The organism is Vitreoscilla sp. C1 (assembly GCF_002951955.2).
GTDB classification, from domain to species: domain Bacteria; phylum Pseudomonadota; class Gammaproteobacteria; order Burkholderiales; family Neisseriaceae; genus Vitreoscilla; species Vitreoscilla stercoraria.
Window position 1 is genome coordinate 749,347 of the sequence record NZ_CP019644.2, and the last position, 16,720, is coordinate 766,066.

Here is a 16,720-nt window from a genome sequence, read left to right on the forward strand (position 1 = left end):
GATGACAAGCTGAGACTCTATCTGAGATTGTTATCATCTTATTTAAATAAATGCAATACCTTTTAGGTTCCATAATTATGGTAATTTTTGTGTTATCTCAATGTTAATGACATGAAAATTAGGTATACTAAGGGCATAAAATTTGAATATCATCACAATCTATCATGTTGCCAAAGCAATGGGTTTTGTGAAAATAAGGGAAAAAAGCGCTCTAAGCAATTAGAGCGCTTTTTATTTATTAAAATTTGATTTTGATGCTTTTCAGAGCGCGTGTCATGCGTAAATGCTAACGCTGATGGCTTAGGCTCTATTATAATCTGAATGTCTTTTTTGATTTGAAAAGTGGTATCCATGCCAATTCCGACATTGACAGATTTGGGTGTTACCGACAAATGGCAGCAAAAGCTGGCCAAATTGCACATCCATAATGCATGGGATGCCATCTTGCACCTACCTTTGCGTTATGAAGATGAAACCAAAATTACAGCGATTGCTCACGCTAAAATCGGTGAGTCGGTGCAAGTAGAAGGGATTGTTTTACAGCAAGAAGTTCAATTTCGTCCTCGTAAGCAATTGTTGGTACACATTCAGGACGGTATGGGGGCGACTTTGTTTTTGCGCTTTCTTAACTTCTATCCCAGTCAGCAGCAGCAAATGGCCAAAGGACAACGCATTCGTGCATTGGGTGAAATCAAACACGGATTTTATGGCGATGAAATGATTCATCCTAAAATTCGTGCGGCAGAGGGGGCTGTTTTATCCGATACTTTAACGCCTGTTTATCCAACAGTCAGTGGCTTGACACAGCCGACTTTGCGTCGCTTTATACAAACGGCTTTGGAAAAAGTAGACTTGTCTGACACCTTACCTAAAGCCTTATTGCATCGTTTGAATTTACCTGATGTGGCTGCCAGTTTGCGTTTATTACATCAACCTCCATCCAGCATGAACAGTGCACAATTGCACAATGGTCATTTGCCTGCATGGCAACGTTTAAAATTTGACGAATTATTAGCACAACAATTGTCGATGAAGCTGGCTTATCAGCAGCGTTGCCAAGGTTCTGCCACACCTTTAATTGGTAATGGGCGTTATACACCCATTTTGTTAGAGGCATTGCCGTTTGCGTTGACTGCGGCACAGCAACGTGTGGTGCAAGAAATTGGGCAAGATTTGCAGCAAACCTATCCTATGCTCCGTTTGTTGCAGGGCGATGTGGGTAGCGGTAAAACGGTTGTGGCGGCATTAGCCGCGTTACATGCATTGGAAGCTGGGGCACAGGTCGCGATTATGGCTCCGACTGAAATTTTGGCGGAGCAACATTTTCAAAAATTCAAGCAATGGCTAGAGCCTATGGGTATTGAAGTGGGTTGGTTGGCGGGCAGTACGCGTAAAAAGGCCAAAGACCAAATCAAAACAAGTTTGGTTGATGGTTGTTTGCGCGTGGTGGTGGGAACGCATGCTTTGTTTCAGGACGATGTGGTTTTTGCGCAATTGGGTTTGGTGATTGTCGATGAGCAACACCGTTTTGGTGTAGGGCAGCGTTTGGCCTTGAAAAGCAAAGGTCAAGATGTGCATCAATTAATGATGTCTGCCACACCGATACCAAGAACTTTAGCCATGAGTTTTTTTGCAGATTTGGATGTGTCTATTATTGATGAATTGCCACCGAACCGAACACCCATCAAAACCAAATTGATTAATTCAGGGCGGCGTGCAGAAATTGAAGCTTTTGTTCGCCATACGATTAAGCAAGGGCATCAAGTATATTGGGTATGTCCTTTGATTGAGGAAAGTGAAACTTTACAGTTGCAAACTGCGGTAGACACGCATGTGCAGTTACAGGCCGCTTTTTCTGAATATGCCGTGGGTTTATTGCATGGTCGAATGAAAGCAGCAGACAAAGCCGCACAAATGGAAGTTTTCAAAGCCAATGAAATGCAGATTTTGGTGGCTACGACTGTCATTGAGGTGGGAGTCGATGTGCCAAACGCCAGTTTGATGGTGATAGAGCATGCTGAGCGTATGGGTTTGGCACAATTGCATCAGTTGCGTGGGCGTGTTGGGCGTGGACAAGCTGCTAGTGTCTGTGTGCTGATGTTTACTGAGCCTTTGAGCGATTTGGCTAAAGCCCGTTTGAAAGTGATGTATGAATATACCGATGGCTTTGAAATTGCCAGACAAGATTTGGCTATTCGTGGTCCTGGTGAGTTTTTAGGCGCCAAACAAAGCGGTGTGCCTTTACTAAGATTTGCTAATTTAGAAGATGATTTGGAGTTATTAGAGCAAGCGAGAGATGTTGCACAGTATTTAATTATGCATGATCAAAAAGTGGTTGAAACCCATTTAAATCGTTGGCTGGCCAGCCGTGAGGCATTTTTGGGTGTTTAGTAAAATTAATTTTATTCATATATCTGATATAAAAAAATAATTAAAATAAAGATGTGTTTTTATGCAGCAGCAATATTATTGTGACCTAAGTGATTCATAGCGACCATAAATGCATTTAAAAATATGATGCGCTCATCCGCTTCTAGTAACATAATCAGTTCTAAGCAATATTTTTTATTACCTTCATTTAAGCGTTTGATTTGTTTATAAATAATCTCTTGTAAGCTGAGTTCAGCTTGTTTACCTTGAGTTAATTGTAAGTGGTTCATGACATTATCCTCTAAGAGCTTTGGTATTGAGTGATTCTTTTGTTTGTATAGAGCAAAAGCCATGCCAAATTTTTTTATAATGGTTTTTTGATTTGAATCAAGATGTATAAATTCATTTGTGATAAATGATAAATGATTTTTAAGATTTAGAGTGAATATTTTGATATTGATTTAACAAAGGATAAACTACTGTTTAAGTGGCAATCATTGATGCATAAACCACACATTGATCAATAATTTTGTTTCGTATGGAAGAGACAGAATATTGTAGGCTCGACTCGGATATAATCGAAATCTTTGCTTGAAATAAAGGTTTTGAATTCATGGTGATTTCGCGTCGCGGTGTGGTGGCGGTGTTGACGGCCAATGTGTTGTTTGGTGTGATTTATTTATATGGTTCATTCATGCAACCTATGCTTGGAACCGATGTTTTTGCGTGGCGTATGGTGTCGATGTTAGTGGCATTAACAGCATTGATGTTTATGCTGAAAGCTTGGCCAGAAGCTAAGGCGTTTATTGTACGCATGAATGAAAAACCAGTGCAGTGGTTGTTGTTTTTACTGTCAACCGCAGTGGTGGCTGTGAATTTTTGGATATTTATGTGGGGACCTGTCAACGGCTACGGTATTGATGTAGCCTTAGGTTATTTTTTGTTACCATTGACGACTATTTTGATGGCTTTGATGGTGTTTGGTGAGAAATTAAACACTTGGCAAAAATGGGCGATTACATTTGCTGCGATGGGCGTAGGACATGAGTTGTGGGTGGCACAATCTTTGTCTTGGGTCGCGATGTTGTGTTGTTTGTCTTATCCTTTTTATTATGGTATTCGTCGGCATTTGGCAGTGCCTGCATTGGTGGGTTTGTGGTTGGATTTGGTGTTGATTGCACCAGTGGCCATGGTGTATTTGCTGGTATATTCGGATAGCTTTACTTTGTTGGCGGCACAATGGAAATTTATTCCTTTGATTGTCAGCTTGGGCATTATCAGTGCTTTGGCAATGTTTGGCTTGTTGTATGCCATGCGTGCATTGCCCATCACTTTGTTCAGCATGCTGACTTATGGTGAGCCTATTTTGCTATTTGTATTGGCCATCTTATTTATGGGTGCACCATTGACAATCGATGCGATGATGACTTATGGCATGATTTGGTTGGGTTTGTCTTTGATGATGTGGGACAGTTATTTGCAAATGCGCAAATCTACTGGCACAGAAACATTGAAAACCGATGAAGAAGATGATGATTCAGTCGTTGTGGGTTCTAATTGATTATCGAATACAGAAAATAATGGCGGTCTGAAAGCTGCCATTATTTTTTGATGGCAGCTGCAAAAGGTAAAATCCAGATACCTGAAGAGACTAAAGCCATTGTGCCTAAATAGCCACCAGGCAAAGGCAAATAATGGTAAGACAAAGCAAATAAAATGGTATAAATGAGCCAGATGATGTTCACGCTGCGCATATTGACCCATTTGTTATTATTCATGCCACAAAAACTACTGCCTAACCAGAATGCTTGCCAAGTGGTATCGAGTAATTGCCATGAGTTAGGTAATAAAGATGCGATAGCAATAGCACTTAATGTGGCACCCGCTGATGCTGCAACGGGCACGATTTGGTGGCGGTGAATGGCATAGTAACAGCCCAAATTGGCCAAAAATCCCAATAAAGCGATGCTTAAATAAGGTATAAGCATGAGTGTAATCCGATTAATAGACAACAAGTCATAAAAGCTTGCGTACCCAAACGCCCACCCAAACCGACCAAGTAGTGGTTGCTCAACAAGTAAATGCTGCTTGCCAGCATGGCTGCAATGATTAAAATATATGGTTCTTGTAAAGAGACATCCAGCGCGATGAAAGCACCGATATAAGCACAATCTAAAAACAATAAGCGGCTGATTGGGATAAAATTTAACAGTGATATTGGAATGATAAACCAAATCAATGCATTGAGAACGACGCAAGTAATGATATTGAGAGAAGTCAATAAGTGTAATTGGCGTGTGGACAAGCAAGCTATATAAATCAGTAAAGACAAAAGTCCAAATAGCCGCAACGATTGGACACGAGATAAATTAGATATCATGTAAATAAGTATAGCACGCCATAAGGCGTGCCAGTGGTTAAAATGCTTATGATTGAATAGATGAAGTCGTTTTTTGTCCTTGCACAATGTGCATGCCCGCACTGACCAAAGAGCCAATATCCGCCACGTTAGACGGCATGATCAATGTGGTGGATTCTTGAGCTAATTTACCAAATTGTTCCACATATTGTTCTGCAACTTTCAAATTCACCGCCTCCATACCACCGGGTTGACGTACTGCTTCGGCAATCAAATTGATGGATTTGGCTGTGGCTTCAGCGACCAATAACAATGCGTGTGCTTCACCTTCTGCTCGGTTAATTTGGGCGACTTTGTCGCCGTTAGATTCATTGACTGAAGCTTGGGCATCGCCTTCTGATTTTTTGATTTCAGCTTGACGTTGACCGTCTGCCAAGTTGATTTGTTCGATTTTACGACCTTCAGATTCGGCAATGCGTGCACGTTTTTCACGTTCGGCAGTAATTTGCTGCTGCATCGAGCGCAAAATTTCTTGCGGTGGCACCAAATCTTTGATTTCGTAACGCAAGACTTTCACGCCCCAAGACACAGCAGCTTCATCTAAAGCTGCCACCACAATACGATTAATGTCATCACGCTCTTCAAAAGTTTTGTCCAATTCCATACGACCAATCACAGAGCGCAGCGTGGTTTGTGCCAATTGGGTAATGGCTAAAATGTAGTTGCTGCTGCCATAAGATGCCAATTCAGGATCGGTCACTTGAAAATACAGGACGCCATCTACCGTTAATTGGGTGTTGTCACGTGTGATACACACTTGGCTAGGCACATCTAATGGAATTTCTTTCAAAGAATGGCGATACGCCAATTTGTCCATGACTGGTATTAAAAAGCGCAGACCAGGTTCTAAAACGGTATGAAATTGTCCCCAACGCTCGACCACAAATGCTTCTTGTTGTTGCACGACTTTGAAACTTTTGAGACCTAAAAAAACCACGACAGCCGCAATAATCAATAGAAAAATAGAGAAATCCATGTGCAACACTCCTTATGATGTAGAAGAGGGATAGAGGGTGATTGGATGATATTGGTATACAGACTTTATCATGGTGTTTGATGAACAGGTTCGATGAGTTGAATGTATAACAGATTGCCTTGGCGAGTATAAATATAAGCTGTTTGATTGGCTTCCGCCTCGCCTTCATTTAATTGTGCTTGCCAAGTGGTACCTCGGTATTTGACTTGATAAATTTGGTGATGCAAATGTTTTTCTATGATGACAGTTTGACCGATGTCCAAAGGTAAGTTAACGGCTTTGGTGCGTTGAGAGCGGTTTTTTTGAAAGCGGCGTGCCAAAGGAATGCCTAGCAAACACAAAACGGCAAACAAACTTAAATTAACGCTCAATGGTGTGCCAAACAGCCATTCGGTCAATCCTACACTGGCCAAAGCGGCAGCGACAACCAAGAGATAAAATGTTCCTATCATGACTTCTAACACAATCAAGACCACTGCTGCGATGAGCCAATACATGATTTCTCCTTTGTGATGGAAGTGACTTTATTTGAGTAGATTGTCGCATAAAATGAGCGATATGCGTTGATTTTCTCAATATCTTAATATTTTTTTTGCATAAACAAGCGTCCTGTAAATAGTTACAGGACGCTTGTTAGACCATATGGTTTTTATTGTGCTGCAGAAGCTGTTGATGCTGCTACTGGCGCAGCAGGGCCGCTGCCTGAAGCGCCATTGTTGGCAATATTCCATTCCACTGGATATTTATAACCTGCAAATTTGACCAAAGCGTATTTTTTGAACTCTTCAGATTTATAAGCATTCACAACATCTTGTGCCCATTTGCTGTCTTTATCTGCGGTACGGAATGCACCCCAGTTGACATAAGCATAGCTTGGCTCTTGGTACAAAGCTTCGGTCAATTTCATGCCGCTAGACATGGCATAGTTACCATTGACAATTGCAAAATCAACGTCTTGGCGTGAGCGTGGCAAGTTGGCCGCTTCCATTTCTACCAAATTGATTTTTTTGATGTTTTCAGCGATATCAGCTTTAGAAGCTTTTAAAGGATCAACATTGTCTTTCAATTTAATCCAGCCCAACTCGTTCAACATCACCAATGCGCGCGCAAAATTAGATGGGTCGTTAGGCACGGAAACAGTCGAACCTTCTTTGACATCGTTCAAAGAAGCCACTTTGCCTGGATACAAACCTAAAGGTGCGGTTGGCACTTGGAAACCTGTAACCAAATCCAATTTGTGTTCTGCAATGAAACTGTCAAAATAAGGTTTGTGTTGGAACACATTGACGTCTACCGCACCTTCAGCCAAAGCTTGGTTAGGAGTCACGTAGTCAGTGAATTCGGTTAAAGTGACTGTATAGCCTTCTTTTTCCAAAATCGGTTTGATGGACTCTTTCACCATATCACCAAAGTCGCCTACGGTCGTACCAATTTTGATGTCTTTTTTCTCAGTATCCACGCTCACAGAGCTGGCTGCGCCAGAAGCGGCAGCAGGTGCAGCTGGAGCGGCTTTTTCACCACCACAAGCGGCCAAAGCCAAAGTGATTAAAGCAGCGCTTACAGTCCAAGTTGTTTTCAAGCTCAACATCTTTTATTTCTCCTAAGTCACGTTTTAACGTTTGTTCAATGCTTTAGATAAACTGTTGCCAGCGGTTTGAATCACCACTACCAAGAATGTCAATAAAATCAATACTGCATACATCACTTCTGGCATGTAACGTTGGTGGCCATAGCGTATGCCCAAGTCACCAATACCACCACCACCAATCAAACCCGATGCAGCGCTTTCGCCCAATACGGCAATGATTAAAATGGTGACGCTTAAAACCAAACCTGAGCGGGCTTCATTCAGCAACACTTTGGTTACGATTTGGCGTGGTGGTGTGCCCATTGCTTCTGCCGCTTCAATCACACCGCGCGGTACTTCATTCAAATTTTGTTCTACCAGTCGCGCAAAATAGAAAATGGCGGCAAGACTTAAGGCCACGGAGGCGGCAAAAGGACCAAACGAAGTGCCGACAATGGCACGAGTCACTGGCATCAACGCAATCATCAAAATCACAAATGGGAAAGCACGCATAAAACTGATGATCCAGTTTAAGCTTTCATTTAAAAGGCGATTTTGAAATAATTGTCTGTCACCTGTTAAATACAACCACACACCCAAAGCACCACCTAAAATAATGCCAATACTAGAGGCGATGCTGACCATAATGGCCGTTTCTGTCATGGCTTTGATGAATTCTTCTCGCAAAGCCCACACGCTGTCCCAACCTGAACCCATAATCAATCCTCCCGTACCAATTCTTGACCCACAGGCGATTGTGGATACAATTGGTTGTTTTCCACATTCACCACTTCCACCAAATGACCATTGTCCAATAAGGCAACACGGTTACAAATACGGCGAATCACGCTCATTTCATGAGTCACGATAACGATGGTAACGTTAAAGCGTTGGTTGATGTCTTGTAGACACTCCAATACGCTGCGTGTGGTAATCGGGTCTAAAGCAGAAGTGGGTTCGTCTGCCAAAATGACGTGCGGACGAGGTGCCAAAGCGCGGGCAATGCCCACACGTTGTTTTTGACCACCTGATAATTGCGATGGGTATTTGTCTGAGTGTTCAGACAAGCCGACAATATTCAAACATTCTTGCACGCGTACATCGATGTCAGCTTTGCTCCAACCAGCTATTTCCAGAGGAAACGCGATGTTGTCGGCAATGCTGCGATTGGACAATAAATTGAATTGTTGAAACACCATGCCAATATTTTGACGGGCTTGGCGTAGGCCTGAAGCACTTAAAGCGGTTAAGTCGTGTTCATCAATGAGCACACGACCATTATCAGGACGCTCAAGCAAGTTGATGAGGCGCAATAAGGTGGATTTACCTGCACCAGAATAACCCATCAGGCCAAAAATTTCGCCTTGTTCAATGGTTAATGACAAAGGATGCACAGCATCGAACCAAGATTTATCACGGCGTTGAAACCGTTTGCTAACTTGGTCTAGAACTATCATGTTGACTCCAAAAATATAGCCCGTTGGGTAAGCAACGGGCTAAAGCAATTGAATTTGCGACACAAATTCAGTCGCTTTAGCAGTTTTAACGCCCGCAAGCTGAATTCAAATCGGCGTTTTAAAAAATTAGACCGATATTAAACAATGGTTAAGGTGTCTTCGTCAATTACCAATTTGTTCTAAGGGATACAATCAATGGTTATATCTTTAATGATATTCTTTAAGCATATCAGCAAAAAATAGCGTTTTAATCTGCAAATTTGGGTTTTAATACAGCGCTGATAGGAAGGTGATCAGACAAACCACTCCAAGGTTCTCCATCATGCACCACGGCTTTGACTACTTCTAAATGGCGCACATACAAACGGTCTAAACTCAAAACAGGCAGTTTGGCAGGGAAGGTTTTAGCCAAATGACCACAATGGCTGACATAGGCTTCGGTTAAACCCAAATGGTGGGCAATGAGGTGGTCGGATTTGAATTTCCAATCATTGAAATCCCCGCCTAAAATCAATGGCCAAGATGGGTCTATGGTATTTAAAACATAATCGGCAATGGCTTGGTATTGCTTGATGCGGTCGTGTTCCAATAAATTCAAATGTGCACACAAAACCACCAGCGGTTTGCTCCAATTGGGCGGATAAATTTCACAATGCAAAACGCCACGGTGTTCGAGGCGGTTAACGCTGATATTGACATTGTGTTTGGGGTCTAGAGGAAAGCGGCTTAAAACAGCATTGCCATGATGGCGATTGGGGTGGATGGCATTTTTGCCATAACTGCTGTTGAGCGATAAAAATTCACCAAAAAATTCATGTTGCGATTGATCGGGAAAATCATTGAATTGTAAAGTGCGTTGCAAATGTTGCCCTTGTACTTCTTGCAACAATAAAATATCTGGATTCAATTGCTTTAAGGCCGCTGCAATACCATTGACTTTGGCATAACGGTTCAAAGGCGACATGCCTTTGTGTATGTTGTAAGTGGTGACGGTGAAAGTATCGCTCATAGCTTGCCTATTGAGAATGGTAAATACTGCTGTGCGTTCGCGCTGAAAATATAAAACATGGCATTGATTGGCATCATCACGTTGGTTTGATATGAAAGCGTCCTGTAAACATTTTACAGGACGCTTTGGATTATTGTGACACCTTATTTTTGCCTTGTTGGATTAATGCGGCAATGGCTTGTTGGTTAGAAGGCGAATAAGCCATGCTTAAAGCTGTGTCGGCATCGACCCATTGGTAGGCGCTGTGTTCGCGTGGGGCAATGGTGATGGTGGCGTTTGGAGCGATATTGACTGAAAAAACATGTTCGGTATTGGTGCGGACATTGGGTGCATAACGATACCAATATTCAGGGTAAATATCATAATCATAGCTTAAATGCCAATCGTCTATGTCCGATGCACTTAAACAGACACCTGTTTCTTCGCACAATTCTCGTACTGCTGTTTGCAGCGGGGTTTCATCCGTTTCCAAGCTGCCGGTAACCGATTGCCAAAATAAAGGATTGTCGCTGCGTTGCAATAATAAAAATTGTTGGTATTGATGGTGGATGACCACCAATACCGATACAGGCCGCTTGAAGGGTTTTGGGGTGGGATTCATTTATTCTTTCGGTGCCTCAGGTTTTTGTTGGATGGCGGCAGGCTCATTGGAAATGGCACTTTCTTTAGAAGTGGGAATAGACACTTTTTGCATCAATTCCAATTCATGTTCATTGTCTTTGACAATGCGCACTTCGCGTTGAGGATAAGGAAATTGAATATTAGCGGCATGAAATTGTTGCCAAACATCCAATAAAATATTGGAATTTAATGCGCCAAAACCATTTTCAGGGTCTTTTACCCAAAAGCCGACATTTAAATTAATGCCGTTTTCTCCAAAATTCACCACAGTGGCCGATGCCTCACCTTCGACACGCTCTTGTTTTTCGACAGCATGTTTTAAAATATTCAAAGCTTCGACCACATTGGTGTCGTAAGTGACTTGAATCGGAATCGAGCGCCACAAAGATTTGCCACTGAAAGATTCGTTAATCACCATGCTGGCGATGAAATTCTCATTAGGCACCAAGGCTTCCGCACCATCGGAATTTTTCACAACAGTATAGCGGGTGGTGATGCGTGTGACATAGCCTGTGAAGTTGTTGACATTGATACGATCGCCCACACGCACCGAACGGTCAAATAAAACAATAAAACCAGATACATAATTACTAGCGACTTTTTGTAAACCAAAGCCCAAGCCTACACCCAACGCACCACCAAATACGGACAAAATGGTTAAATCAATGCCGACCAAAGGCAGGGCAATTAAAAACGACAACACAATTAAAAAGGCTTTGGCAATATTGGACAATGCAATGCGCAAACTCATGTCCATACGCGTGAAGCCCATCAAGCGGTTTTCCAATATTTTGGCCAACCACATCGCCAAAACCATGATGATGGCGAGCCATAAAAGACCATTGAATATATTAAATAAACTCAAGCTGTTTTCGCCCACGCTGAGTTTGATGCTTTGCGTCCAATTGATGGCCACTTCGGTGATGCCTGTAATCCACATCAGGAACAATACCCAAACGGTGGATGAAAAAATGGTTTCGTAGCGTGGACCAAAAAATTTTAAGGGTAAGGTAAAGTGCAATATCGCCGCAATCAGACGAATCATCCCCATCCAAGCTGCCGCGATGATGATAAGACCAAACCACAATAATTGATGGTTAAAATATTCACCGACTTTGAGAACGATGGAGGCGGTCATGCCTAACAATAACGGCCATGCAAGTCGATTGGCCAAATGTCGGAAAAAACTGATTTTAACGGGACCTGCTTGCCCTACATTGGCATCGTTAAGGTGTTTTTTTTGTGCGCGGTCGATTAAAAAATAACCTAGAAACATCAAAGCAGCTGCACACAGAAATTCAATCCAGCCGTGAGTGGAACTCAAGCTGCGCTCAATCAATTGACTGGTCCAATCTCTTCTGGCGATAGAAGAGGTGAATAAATCAAAAATACCCCATTCGCTGATTTGTCGGGTGATTTCACCGAGTTGTTCCGGAATATTTTCAATATTTTCTTGTAAAGTAGGAGGGGTATTGGGTTCAGCCATGTGTAGAATGCCTTTGAGATACGGTAAAACTGGGTCAAAACCAACTAGGAGAGGGCAAAGCCATCGCTGTTGGGAAATGAAACATACATCATTTTAGCAGTGTTTAACCAGGTTCTGTTTGAGGAGCTAGCCAATTAACACAGGCTTACAGGACGCTTTGATAATCAGGTTTGGACAAAGTTCGAGACAAATTGGGTATCAAATAGGGCGAATAGGTCAATTTTATGTGTTCAAGTCTTGTGTTAATTGAGAAGGGGCGCTATAATTTTCGGCTTTACTAACCTTGCCCGCTGCTGAAACGCATGGAAGCGGGATTAAATAGCCACAAGGAGTTAACATGCGTCATTACGAAATCGTGTTTATCGTTCATCCAGATCAAAGCGAACAAGTACCTGCGATGGTTGAGCGTTACAAAAACATGGTGACTGAAGCCTCTGGCGTCATTCACCGTTTGGAAGACTGGGGTCGTCGTCAATTGGCTTACCCAATCGACAAAATCCACAAAGCTCACTACGTTTTGATGAACATCGAAGCGACTCCAGCTGTTGTAGAAGAAATCGAAACTGCTTTCCGTTTCAACGATGCTGTATTGCGTCATTTGACCATCAAAACCAAACACGCTGTGACTGAAGCATCTCCAATGATGAAAGAAGAAAAAGCGAAGAATTTGTTGGACACTTCAGCTAAAACTGAATCTGAGTCTTCTGAAGCGTAAGTGTTCAATCAGCTGACGCTCAGTGCCGAAGTGGGTGAGGCTGCTGATATTCGATATACCCCTGCGGGTATACCGATTTTGATGATGAAGTTAACGCATCAATCCCAGCAGCAAGAAATGGACATCTTAAGACAAGTGACTTGTGAAATAGATGCCAAAATCACCGGCGACATGGCATTGAAATGGCAAAATTCAGTTGGTCAAGTTGTTGAAGTTCAAGGTTTCTTGGCCAAACGCAGTTTGAAAAACAACCAATTGGTTTTGCACATACAACATATTGAAATGAAAAAAGGTTAACGACAATGGCTCGTAATACATTCAAACGTAAAAAATTCTGCCGTTTCTCGGCTGAAGGCATCAAAGAAGTAGATTACAAAGCAGTAGATATCTTGAAAGATTTTGTTGCTGAAAATGGCAAAATCATTCCAGCTCGTATCACTGGTACTAAAGCTAACTACCAACGTCAGTTGTCAACTGCTGTGAAACGTGCTCGTTTCTTGGCTTTGTTGGCTTACACTGATCAACATAAATAAGAATAAAAAGGAATTTAAACATGCAAATTATTCTTCTTGAAAAAGTTGGTAACTTAGGTGGTTTGGGCGATGTAGTAACTGTTAAAAACGGTTATGCTCGTAACTTTTTGATTCCTACTGGTAAAGCTCGTCGTGCTAATGCAGCTAACTTGGCTGAATTTGAAGCTCGTCGCGCTGAATTGGAAGCAAAACAAGCTGAAATCTTGGCTGCTGCTCAAACTGCTCAAGCTCAAATCGACGGTAAAGAATTCACCGTTGAGCAAAAAGCAGGTGTTGATGGCCGTTTGTTCGGTTCAGTAACCAATGCTGACATCGCTGAAGCGATTACTGCTGCTGGTGTTGAAGTGGCTCGTTCAACTGTACGTTTGCCAAACGGCCCATTAAAAGCGGTTGGTGAGTACGAAGTTGAAGTGGCTTTGCACCATGATGCTGTTGCAACTGTAAAAATCATCGTAGCGCCTTTGGCTGCGTAATTTTATTGTTGTGAATTCAAGGCTGCCTGATGATTCAGGCAGCCTTGTTGTTTGTTTGGCGGGCAGATTTTGGTACACTGTCTGACAAGAATGTCTGAAGGTTAATCCGATGAAAAAAATTGCAATTTTAGTCTCTTTGTTGGCCTTGGCTGCTTGTGCGCCAAGAGCAGTCGAAACCACGCAAAGTGGTTCAACTGTCAAACCAGCCCCTCAAATAAACCAACAGCCTGAAATTTTTTCAACGGTGACGTATCCCGCAGGCACTTCATTTTTAAGCCGTCCTGATGTACAGCGTTATATTGACCGCAAAGTCGCATCAGGTCAGTTTTCACGCGAGGAAATGGAAGCATTTTTCGCCAATGTGGAAAACAAACCCAATATTATCAGTATTATGGACAAGCCAGGTACTTCGCGCCCATGGTATGAGTTTCGTAAAAACAATGTCGCTGGCAATCGCATTTCTGGCGGCGTCAAATATTGGAATGCCAACGAATATGCAGTCACGCAGGCCAGCCGTGTATATGGTGTAGCGCCTGAAATATTGGTGGCGATTGTCGGTATTGAAACCAACTATGCCAGCAATATGGGCTCGTTCCGCACAGCTGATGCCTTGGTGACGTTGGCGTTTAATTATCCACGTCGTGCAGAATTTTTCCGCAAAGAGTTGGATGAATTTTTATTGATGGCGCATGAAGAGCGCCGCGATATGTTCACCTTTAAAGGCAGTTATGCAGGCGCAATGGGTGTGCCGCAATTTATGCCGTCTAGTTTCCGAAAATGGGCAATCGATGCCGATCATGATGGTCAGCGTGATATTTGGAATAACCAGCAAGATGTGATGGCATCTGTCGCTAATTACATGAAACAACATGGTTGGAAAACGGGTGGTAAGATTTCTGTACCCGTAACTTTCCAAATGACCGAAGCCTTGCAAGCCAAATTGGATGAAAACACTCAGTTAACTCACACTGTTGGTGATTTTAAGCGTTTGGGCATGTCTGTTCAGGACGCTTCTGTGTCTGATAATGAAAAAGCGTTTTTATACCGTTTGGAAGTGGCACCGGGTCAATACGATTATTATTTGGGTTTGAACAATTTTTATACCATTTGGCAGTATAACCACAGCCGTTTGTATGTTTCAGCAGTGAAAGAAATTGCTGAAACTGTGGCTCGGAGTCGTTAATCGGTGGCTTATCAAGTTTTAGCCCGTAAGTGGCGTCCGAAAAAATTTGCCGATTTGGTGGGTCAAGAGCATGTGGTCGGGGCTTTGCGCAATGCTTTGGCGCAAGGTCGTTTGCATCATGCTTATTTGCTCACGGGTACGCGCGGTGTGGGCAAGACCACTATCGCTCGTATTTTGGCAAAAAGTCTGAATTGTGAACATCCCAATCAAGGTGAGCCTTGTGGCGAATGTGGGCAATGCGTGCAAATCGATACAGGCCGCCATGTGGATGTGGTGGAAATTGATGCGGCATCGAATACGGGTATTGATAACATCCGTGAAGTCTTAGAAAACGCCCAATATGCGCCAAGTATGGGGCGTTACAAAGTTTACATCATCGACGAAGTACACATGTTGTCTAAGTCGGCTTTCAATGCGATGTTGAAGACTTTGGAAGAGCCGCCTGAGCATGTTAAATTCATTTTAGCGACTACCGATCCGCAAAAAGTACCCGTAACGGTATTGAGCCGCTGCTTGCAATTTGTGCTGCGCAATATGACGCCGCAACAAGTGTTGAGCCATTTGCAATATGTTTTAGAGCACGAACATATTGCCTATCAAGGCGATGCTTTGAATTTGTTGTCGCGCGCTGCCAATGGTTCTATGCGTGATGCTTTGAGTTTATTAGACCAAGCCATTGCCTTGGGCAGTGGCCAAGTACAAGAGGCGACGGTTCGCCAAATGCTCGGAGCGGTCGATCGCCAATTTGTTTATGCGTTATTAGAAGTATTGGCTCAGGGCAATGCGCAAGCTTTGATGCAGCAAGTGCAAGCGATTTTGAGCGAAGGTGCGGGTTTTGCACAAGTATTGCAAGAAATGGCCTTGGTGTTACAGCAAGTGGCGATGGTGCAATTGTTGCCTAGCAGTGTGAATGAGTTACAGGACGCTGTGGCGTTGCAATATTTGGCGCAGCAAATGAGTCCTGAGCAAGTACAATTGTTTTACCAATGCACCATTCATGGTAAAAAAGATTTGCCTTTGGCGCCAGACGAACAAGCAGGCGTGATGATGACGATGTTGCGCATGTTGGCGCTGCGTCCGTTGGGCATGAATGATGTTAAAACCACGCAACAAGTGGTTGTGCCTAATCAGACCGCCGTTCAGATTGAAGCTGCTGTGCCTGAGGTGGTAGCGGAAGTTGAGCCTGTAGCGTTTGCGACACCTGCAACTCATGTCCATGCGGTATCTGTGGTTGAGGCAAAAGCGCCTAGCCCAGAAACTGCAACGATGCCAACATCTTTACAGGCCGCTTTAGAGCCTGATATGGATGAAGTCAACAGCATGTTGAGCGATAGCCATGAGGACAGACCGTGGGAAGACATGTCGTGGCATGAGACGCAAATAGAGTCTGTGCAGGCAGCTGATACACCGCCTTGGGAGGATGAGCGTCCTGTAAAAAAGTCTGAAACAGTAGAAATGGTTGAAGTTGTGGCCACTACACCTGTATTGGCTTTAAATGCAGACAATTGGCCCCATATCGTTCAACATATCGCTCCGCAATTAAGTGTTGCGCGTATGTTGGCACAACATGCCGCTTTTATTGGCTTTGATGACAGCAGTGCCCAATTGCAATTGCAAATTGCCCAAGGTGGTAAATTGATAGAAGAGCGTCCTTATATTGCCAAATTGGCGGAGGTATTGAGCGCTTATTGTGGGCGTGCGATTCATGTGGTGTTGCAAGATTGGCAAGACACAGCGGAAACGCCGCATGCCATGGCATTGCGGCAAGAACAAGAAGCTATTGCACAGGGTTTGGCGATTTTGGCACAAGATGCGACAGCACAACAATTAAGTACTTTGTTTGAGGGCAATTGGTTGCCTGAGAGCGTTCATTTGAAATCGTCATCTCATTAACAGATGACTTGAAGGAGT

Annotated in this window: 19 protein-coding genes; 8 read left to right on the plus strand and 11 right to left on the minus strand. The window is 43.1% G+C overall.

What is annotated here, in order from left to right:
* Nucleotides 1-152: 152 nt before the first annotated feature.
* Nucleotides 153-353 carry a hypothetical protein gene (locus ADP71_RS03615; protein WP_019958350.1) on the minus strand — a complete coding sequence of 67 codons (201 nt, stop codon included), beginning with the start codon at nt 351-353 and terminating at the stop codon, nt 153-155.
* Between ADP71_RS03615 and recG the strand changes: the two genes are divergently transcribed.
* Nucleotides 352-2,391, plus strand: a complete 2,040-nt coding sequence (recG, locus tag ADP71_RS03620) for an ATP-dependent DNA helicase RecG (RefSeq protein WP_171460895.1) — start codon at nt 352-354, stop codon at nt 2,389-2,391. The genes ADP71_RS03615 and recG overlap by 2 nt on opposite strands.
* A 59-nt stretch (nt 2,392-2,450) precedes the next feature.
* On the opposite strand, the gene ADP71_RS03625 is transcribed toward recG, so the two are convergent.
* Nucleotides 2,451-2,660: a hypothetical protein gene (locus ADP71_RS03625; protein WP_158667099.1), complete on the minus strand. Its 210-nt coding sequence runs from the start codon at nt 2,658-2,660 to the stop codon at nt 2,451-2,453.
* Nucleotides 2,661-2,983: 323 nt separating this feature from the next.
* Between ADP71_RS03625 and rarD the strand changes: the two genes are divergently transcribed.
* Nucleotides 2,984-3,931: an EamA family transporter RarD gene (gene rarD / locus ADP71_RS03630; protein WP_019958353.1), complete on the plus strand. Its 948-nt coding sequence runs from the start codon at nt 2,984-2,986 to the stop codon at nt 3,929-3,931.
* A 40-nt stretch (nt 3,932-3,971) separates the two neighbouring features.
* Here the strand turns inward: rarD and ADP71_RS03635 are convergent, their stop codons facing one another.
* From ADP71_RS03635 to ADP71_RS03675, 9 genes are all read right to left on the minus strand, one after another.
* On the minus strand, nt 3,972-4,358 hold the full coding sequence (locus ADP71_RS03635; protein ID WP_019958354.1) for a hypothetical protein: 387 nt from the start codon (nt 4,356-4,358) through the stop codon (nt 3,972-3,974).
* 438 nt (nt 4,359-4,796) lie between these two features.
* Nucleotides 4,797-5,765, minus strand: coding sequence for an SPFH domain-containing protein (locus ADP71_RS03640; RefSeq protein ID WP_019958356.1), 969 nt, complete (start codon nt 5,763-5,765; stop codon nt 4,797-4,799).
* A 68-nt stretch (nt 5,766-5,833) separates the two neighbouring features.
* Nucleotides 5,834-6,262, minus strand: a complete 429-nt coding sequence (locus tag ADP71_RS03645) for an NfeD family protein (RefSeq protein WP_104931527.1) — start codon at nt 6,260-6,262, stop codon at nt 5,834-5,836.
* Between the two features lie 152 nt (nt 6,263-6,414).
* Nucleotides 6,415-7,353 (minus strand): MetQ/NlpA family ABC transporter substrate-binding protein, encoded by a 939-nt coding sequence (locus ADP71_RS03650; protein ID WP_019958358.1) that lies wholly within the window; start codon nt 7,351-7,353, stop codon nt 6,415-6,417.
* 24 nt (nt 7,354-7,377) lie between these two features.
* A complete protein-coding gene (locus tag ADP71_RS03655; protein WP_019958359.1) occupies nt 7,378-8,049 on the minus strand; it encodes a methionine ABC transporter permease in 672 nt (223 codons plus the stop codon).
* A gap of 2 nt (nt 8,050-8,051) precedes the next feature.
* The gene (locus tag ADP71_RS03660; protein ID WP_019958360.1) at nt 8,052-8,789 is read right to left on the minus strand and encodes a methionine ABC transporter ATP-binding protein; all 738 of its coding nucleotides are present in this window, start codon (nt 8,787-8,789) and stop codon (nt 8,052-8,054) included.
* Between the two features lie 247 nt (nt 8,790-9,036).
* Nucleotides 9,037-9,798 (minus strand): endonuclease/exonuclease/phosphatase family protein, encoded by a 762-nt coding sequence (locus ADP71_RS03665; protein ID WP_019958361.1) that lies wholly within the window; start codon nt 9,796-9,798, stop codon nt 9,037-9,039.
* 130 nt (nt 9,799-9,928) lie between these two features.
* Nucleotides 9,929-10,399 (minus strand): dihydroneopterin triphosphate diphosphatase, encoded by a 471-nt coding sequence (nudB, locus tag ADP71_RS03670; RefSeq protein ID WP_019958362.1) that lies wholly within the window; start codon nt 10,397-10,399, stop codon nt 9,929-9,931.
* Nucleotides 10,400-11,905, minus strand: coding sequence for a mechanosensitive ion channel family protein (locus ADP71_RS03675; RefSeq protein WP_019958363.1), 1,506 nt, complete (start codon nt 11,903-11,905; stop codon nt 10,400-10,402).
* Nucleotides 11,906-12,242: 337 nt separating this feature from the next.
* Here ADP71_RS03675 and rpsF point away from each other — a divergent pair, with 337 nt between their 5' ends.
* From rpsF to dnaX, 6 genes are all read left to right on the plus strand, one after another.
* Complete coding sequence (rpsF, locus tag ADP71_RS03680; protein WP_104931528.1) at nt 12,243-12,620, plus strand: 30S ribosomal protein S6; 378 nt, start codon at nt 12,243-12,245, stop codon at nt 12,618-12,620.
* Entirely contained in the window at nt 12,621-12,917 is a 297-nt protein-coding gene (gene priB, locus ADP71_RS03685; RefSeq protein WP_019958365.1) for a primosomal replication protein N, read from the plus strand.
* A 5-nt stretch (nt 12,918-12,922) separates the two neighbouring features.
* The gene (rpsR, locus tag ADP71_RS03690) at nt 12,923-13,153 is read left to right on the plus strand and encodes a 30S ribosomal protein S18 (protein WP_019958366.1); all 231 of its coding nucleotides are present in this window, start codon (nt 12,923-12,925) and stop codon (nt 13,151-13,153) included.
* A 20-nt stretch (nt 13,154-13,173) separates the two neighbouring features.
* Entirely contained in the window at nt 13,174-13,626 is a 453-nt protein-coding gene (gene rplI / locus ADP71_RS03695; RefSeq protein WP_019958367.1) for a 50S ribosomal protein L9, read from the plus strand.
* 109 nt (nt 13,627-13,735) lie between these two features.
* On the plus strand, nt 13,736-14,809 hold the full coding sequence (gene mltB, locus ADP71_RS03700) for a lytic murein transglycosylase B (RefSeq protein ID WP_019958368.1): 1,074 nt from the start codon (nt 13,736-13,738) through the stop codon (nt 14,807-14,809).
* Nucleotides 14,810-14,812: 3 nt separating this feature from the next.
* The gene (gene dnaX / locus ADP71_RS03705) at nt 14,813-16,702 is read left to right on the plus strand and encodes a DNA polymerase III subunit gamma/tau (RefSeq protein WP_171460896.1); all 1,890 of its coding nucleotides are present in this window, start codon (nt 14,813-14,815) and stop codon (nt 16,700-16,702) included.
* The last annotated feature ends 18 nt before the right edge of the window (nt 16,703-16,720 follow it).

Bases quoted from the DNA above. Each gene is read 5' to 3' on its own strand.
- recG (WP_171460895.1), top strand. From the start codon at position 352: ATGCCAATTCCGACATTGACAGATTTGGGTGTTACCGACAAATGGCAG.
- ADP71_RS03615 (WP_019958350.1), bottom strand. From the start codon at position 353: ATGGATACCACTTTTCAAATCAAAAAAGACATTCAGATTATAATAGAG.
- ADP71_RS03625 (WP_158667099.1), bottom strand. From the start codon at position 2,660: ATGAACCACTTACAATTAACTCAAGGTAAACAAGCTGAACTCAGCTTA.
- rarD (WP_019958353.1), top strand. From the start codon at position 2,984: ATGGTGATTTCGCGTCGCGGTGTGGTGGCGGTGTTGACGGCCAATGTG.
- ADP71_RS03635 (WP_019958354.1), bottom strand. From the start codon at position 4,358: ATGCTTATACCTTATTTAAGCATCGCTTTATTGGGATTTTTGGCCAAT.
- ADP71_RS03640 (WP_019958356.1), bottom strand. From the start codon at position 5,765: ATGGATTTCTCTATTTTTCTATTGATTATTGCGGCTGTCGTGGTTTTT.
- ADP71_RS03645 (WP_104931527.1), bottom strand. From the start codon at position 6,262: ATGTATTGGCTCATCGCAGCAGTGGTCTTGATTGTGTTAGAAGTCATG.
- ADP71_RS03650 (WP_019958358.1), bottom strand. From the start codon at position 7,353: ATGTTGAGCTTGAAAACAACTTGGACTGTAAGCGCTGCTTTAATCACT.
- ADP71_RS03655 (WP_019958359.1), bottom strand. From the start codon at position 8,049: ATGGGTTCAGGTTGGGACAGCGTGTGGGCTTTGCGAGAAGAATTCATC.
- ADP71_RS03660 (WP_019958360.1), bottom strand. From the start codon at position 8,789: ATGATAGTTCTAGACCAAGTTAGCAAACGGTTTCAACGCCGTGATAAA.
- ADP71_RS03665 (WP_019958361.1), bottom strand. From the start codon at position 9,798: ATGAGCGATACTTTCACCGTCACCACTTACAACATACACAAAGGCATG.
- nudB (WP_019958362.1), bottom strand. From the start codon at position 10,399: ATGAATCCCACCCCAAAACCCTTCAAGCGGCCTGTATCGGTATTGGTG.
- ADP71_RS03675 (WP_019958363.1), bottom strand. From the start codon at position 11,905: ATGGCTGAACCCAATACCCCTCCTACTTTACAAGAAAATATTGAAAAT.
- rpsF (WP_104931528.1), top strand. From the start codon at position 12,243: ATGCGTCATTACGAAATCGTGTTTATCGTTCATCCAGATCAAAGCGAA.
- rpsR (WP_019958366.1), top strand. From the start codon at position 12,923: ATGGCTCGTAATACATTCAAACGTAAAAAATTCTGCCGTTTCTCGGCT.
- rplI (WP_019958367.1), top strand. From the start codon at position 13,174: ATGCAAATTATTCTTCTTGAAAAAGTTGGTAACTTAGGTGGTTTGGGC.
- mltB (WP_019958368.1), top strand. From the start codon at position 13,736: ATGAAAAAAATTGCAATTTTAGTCTCTTTGTTGGCCTTGGCTGCTTGT.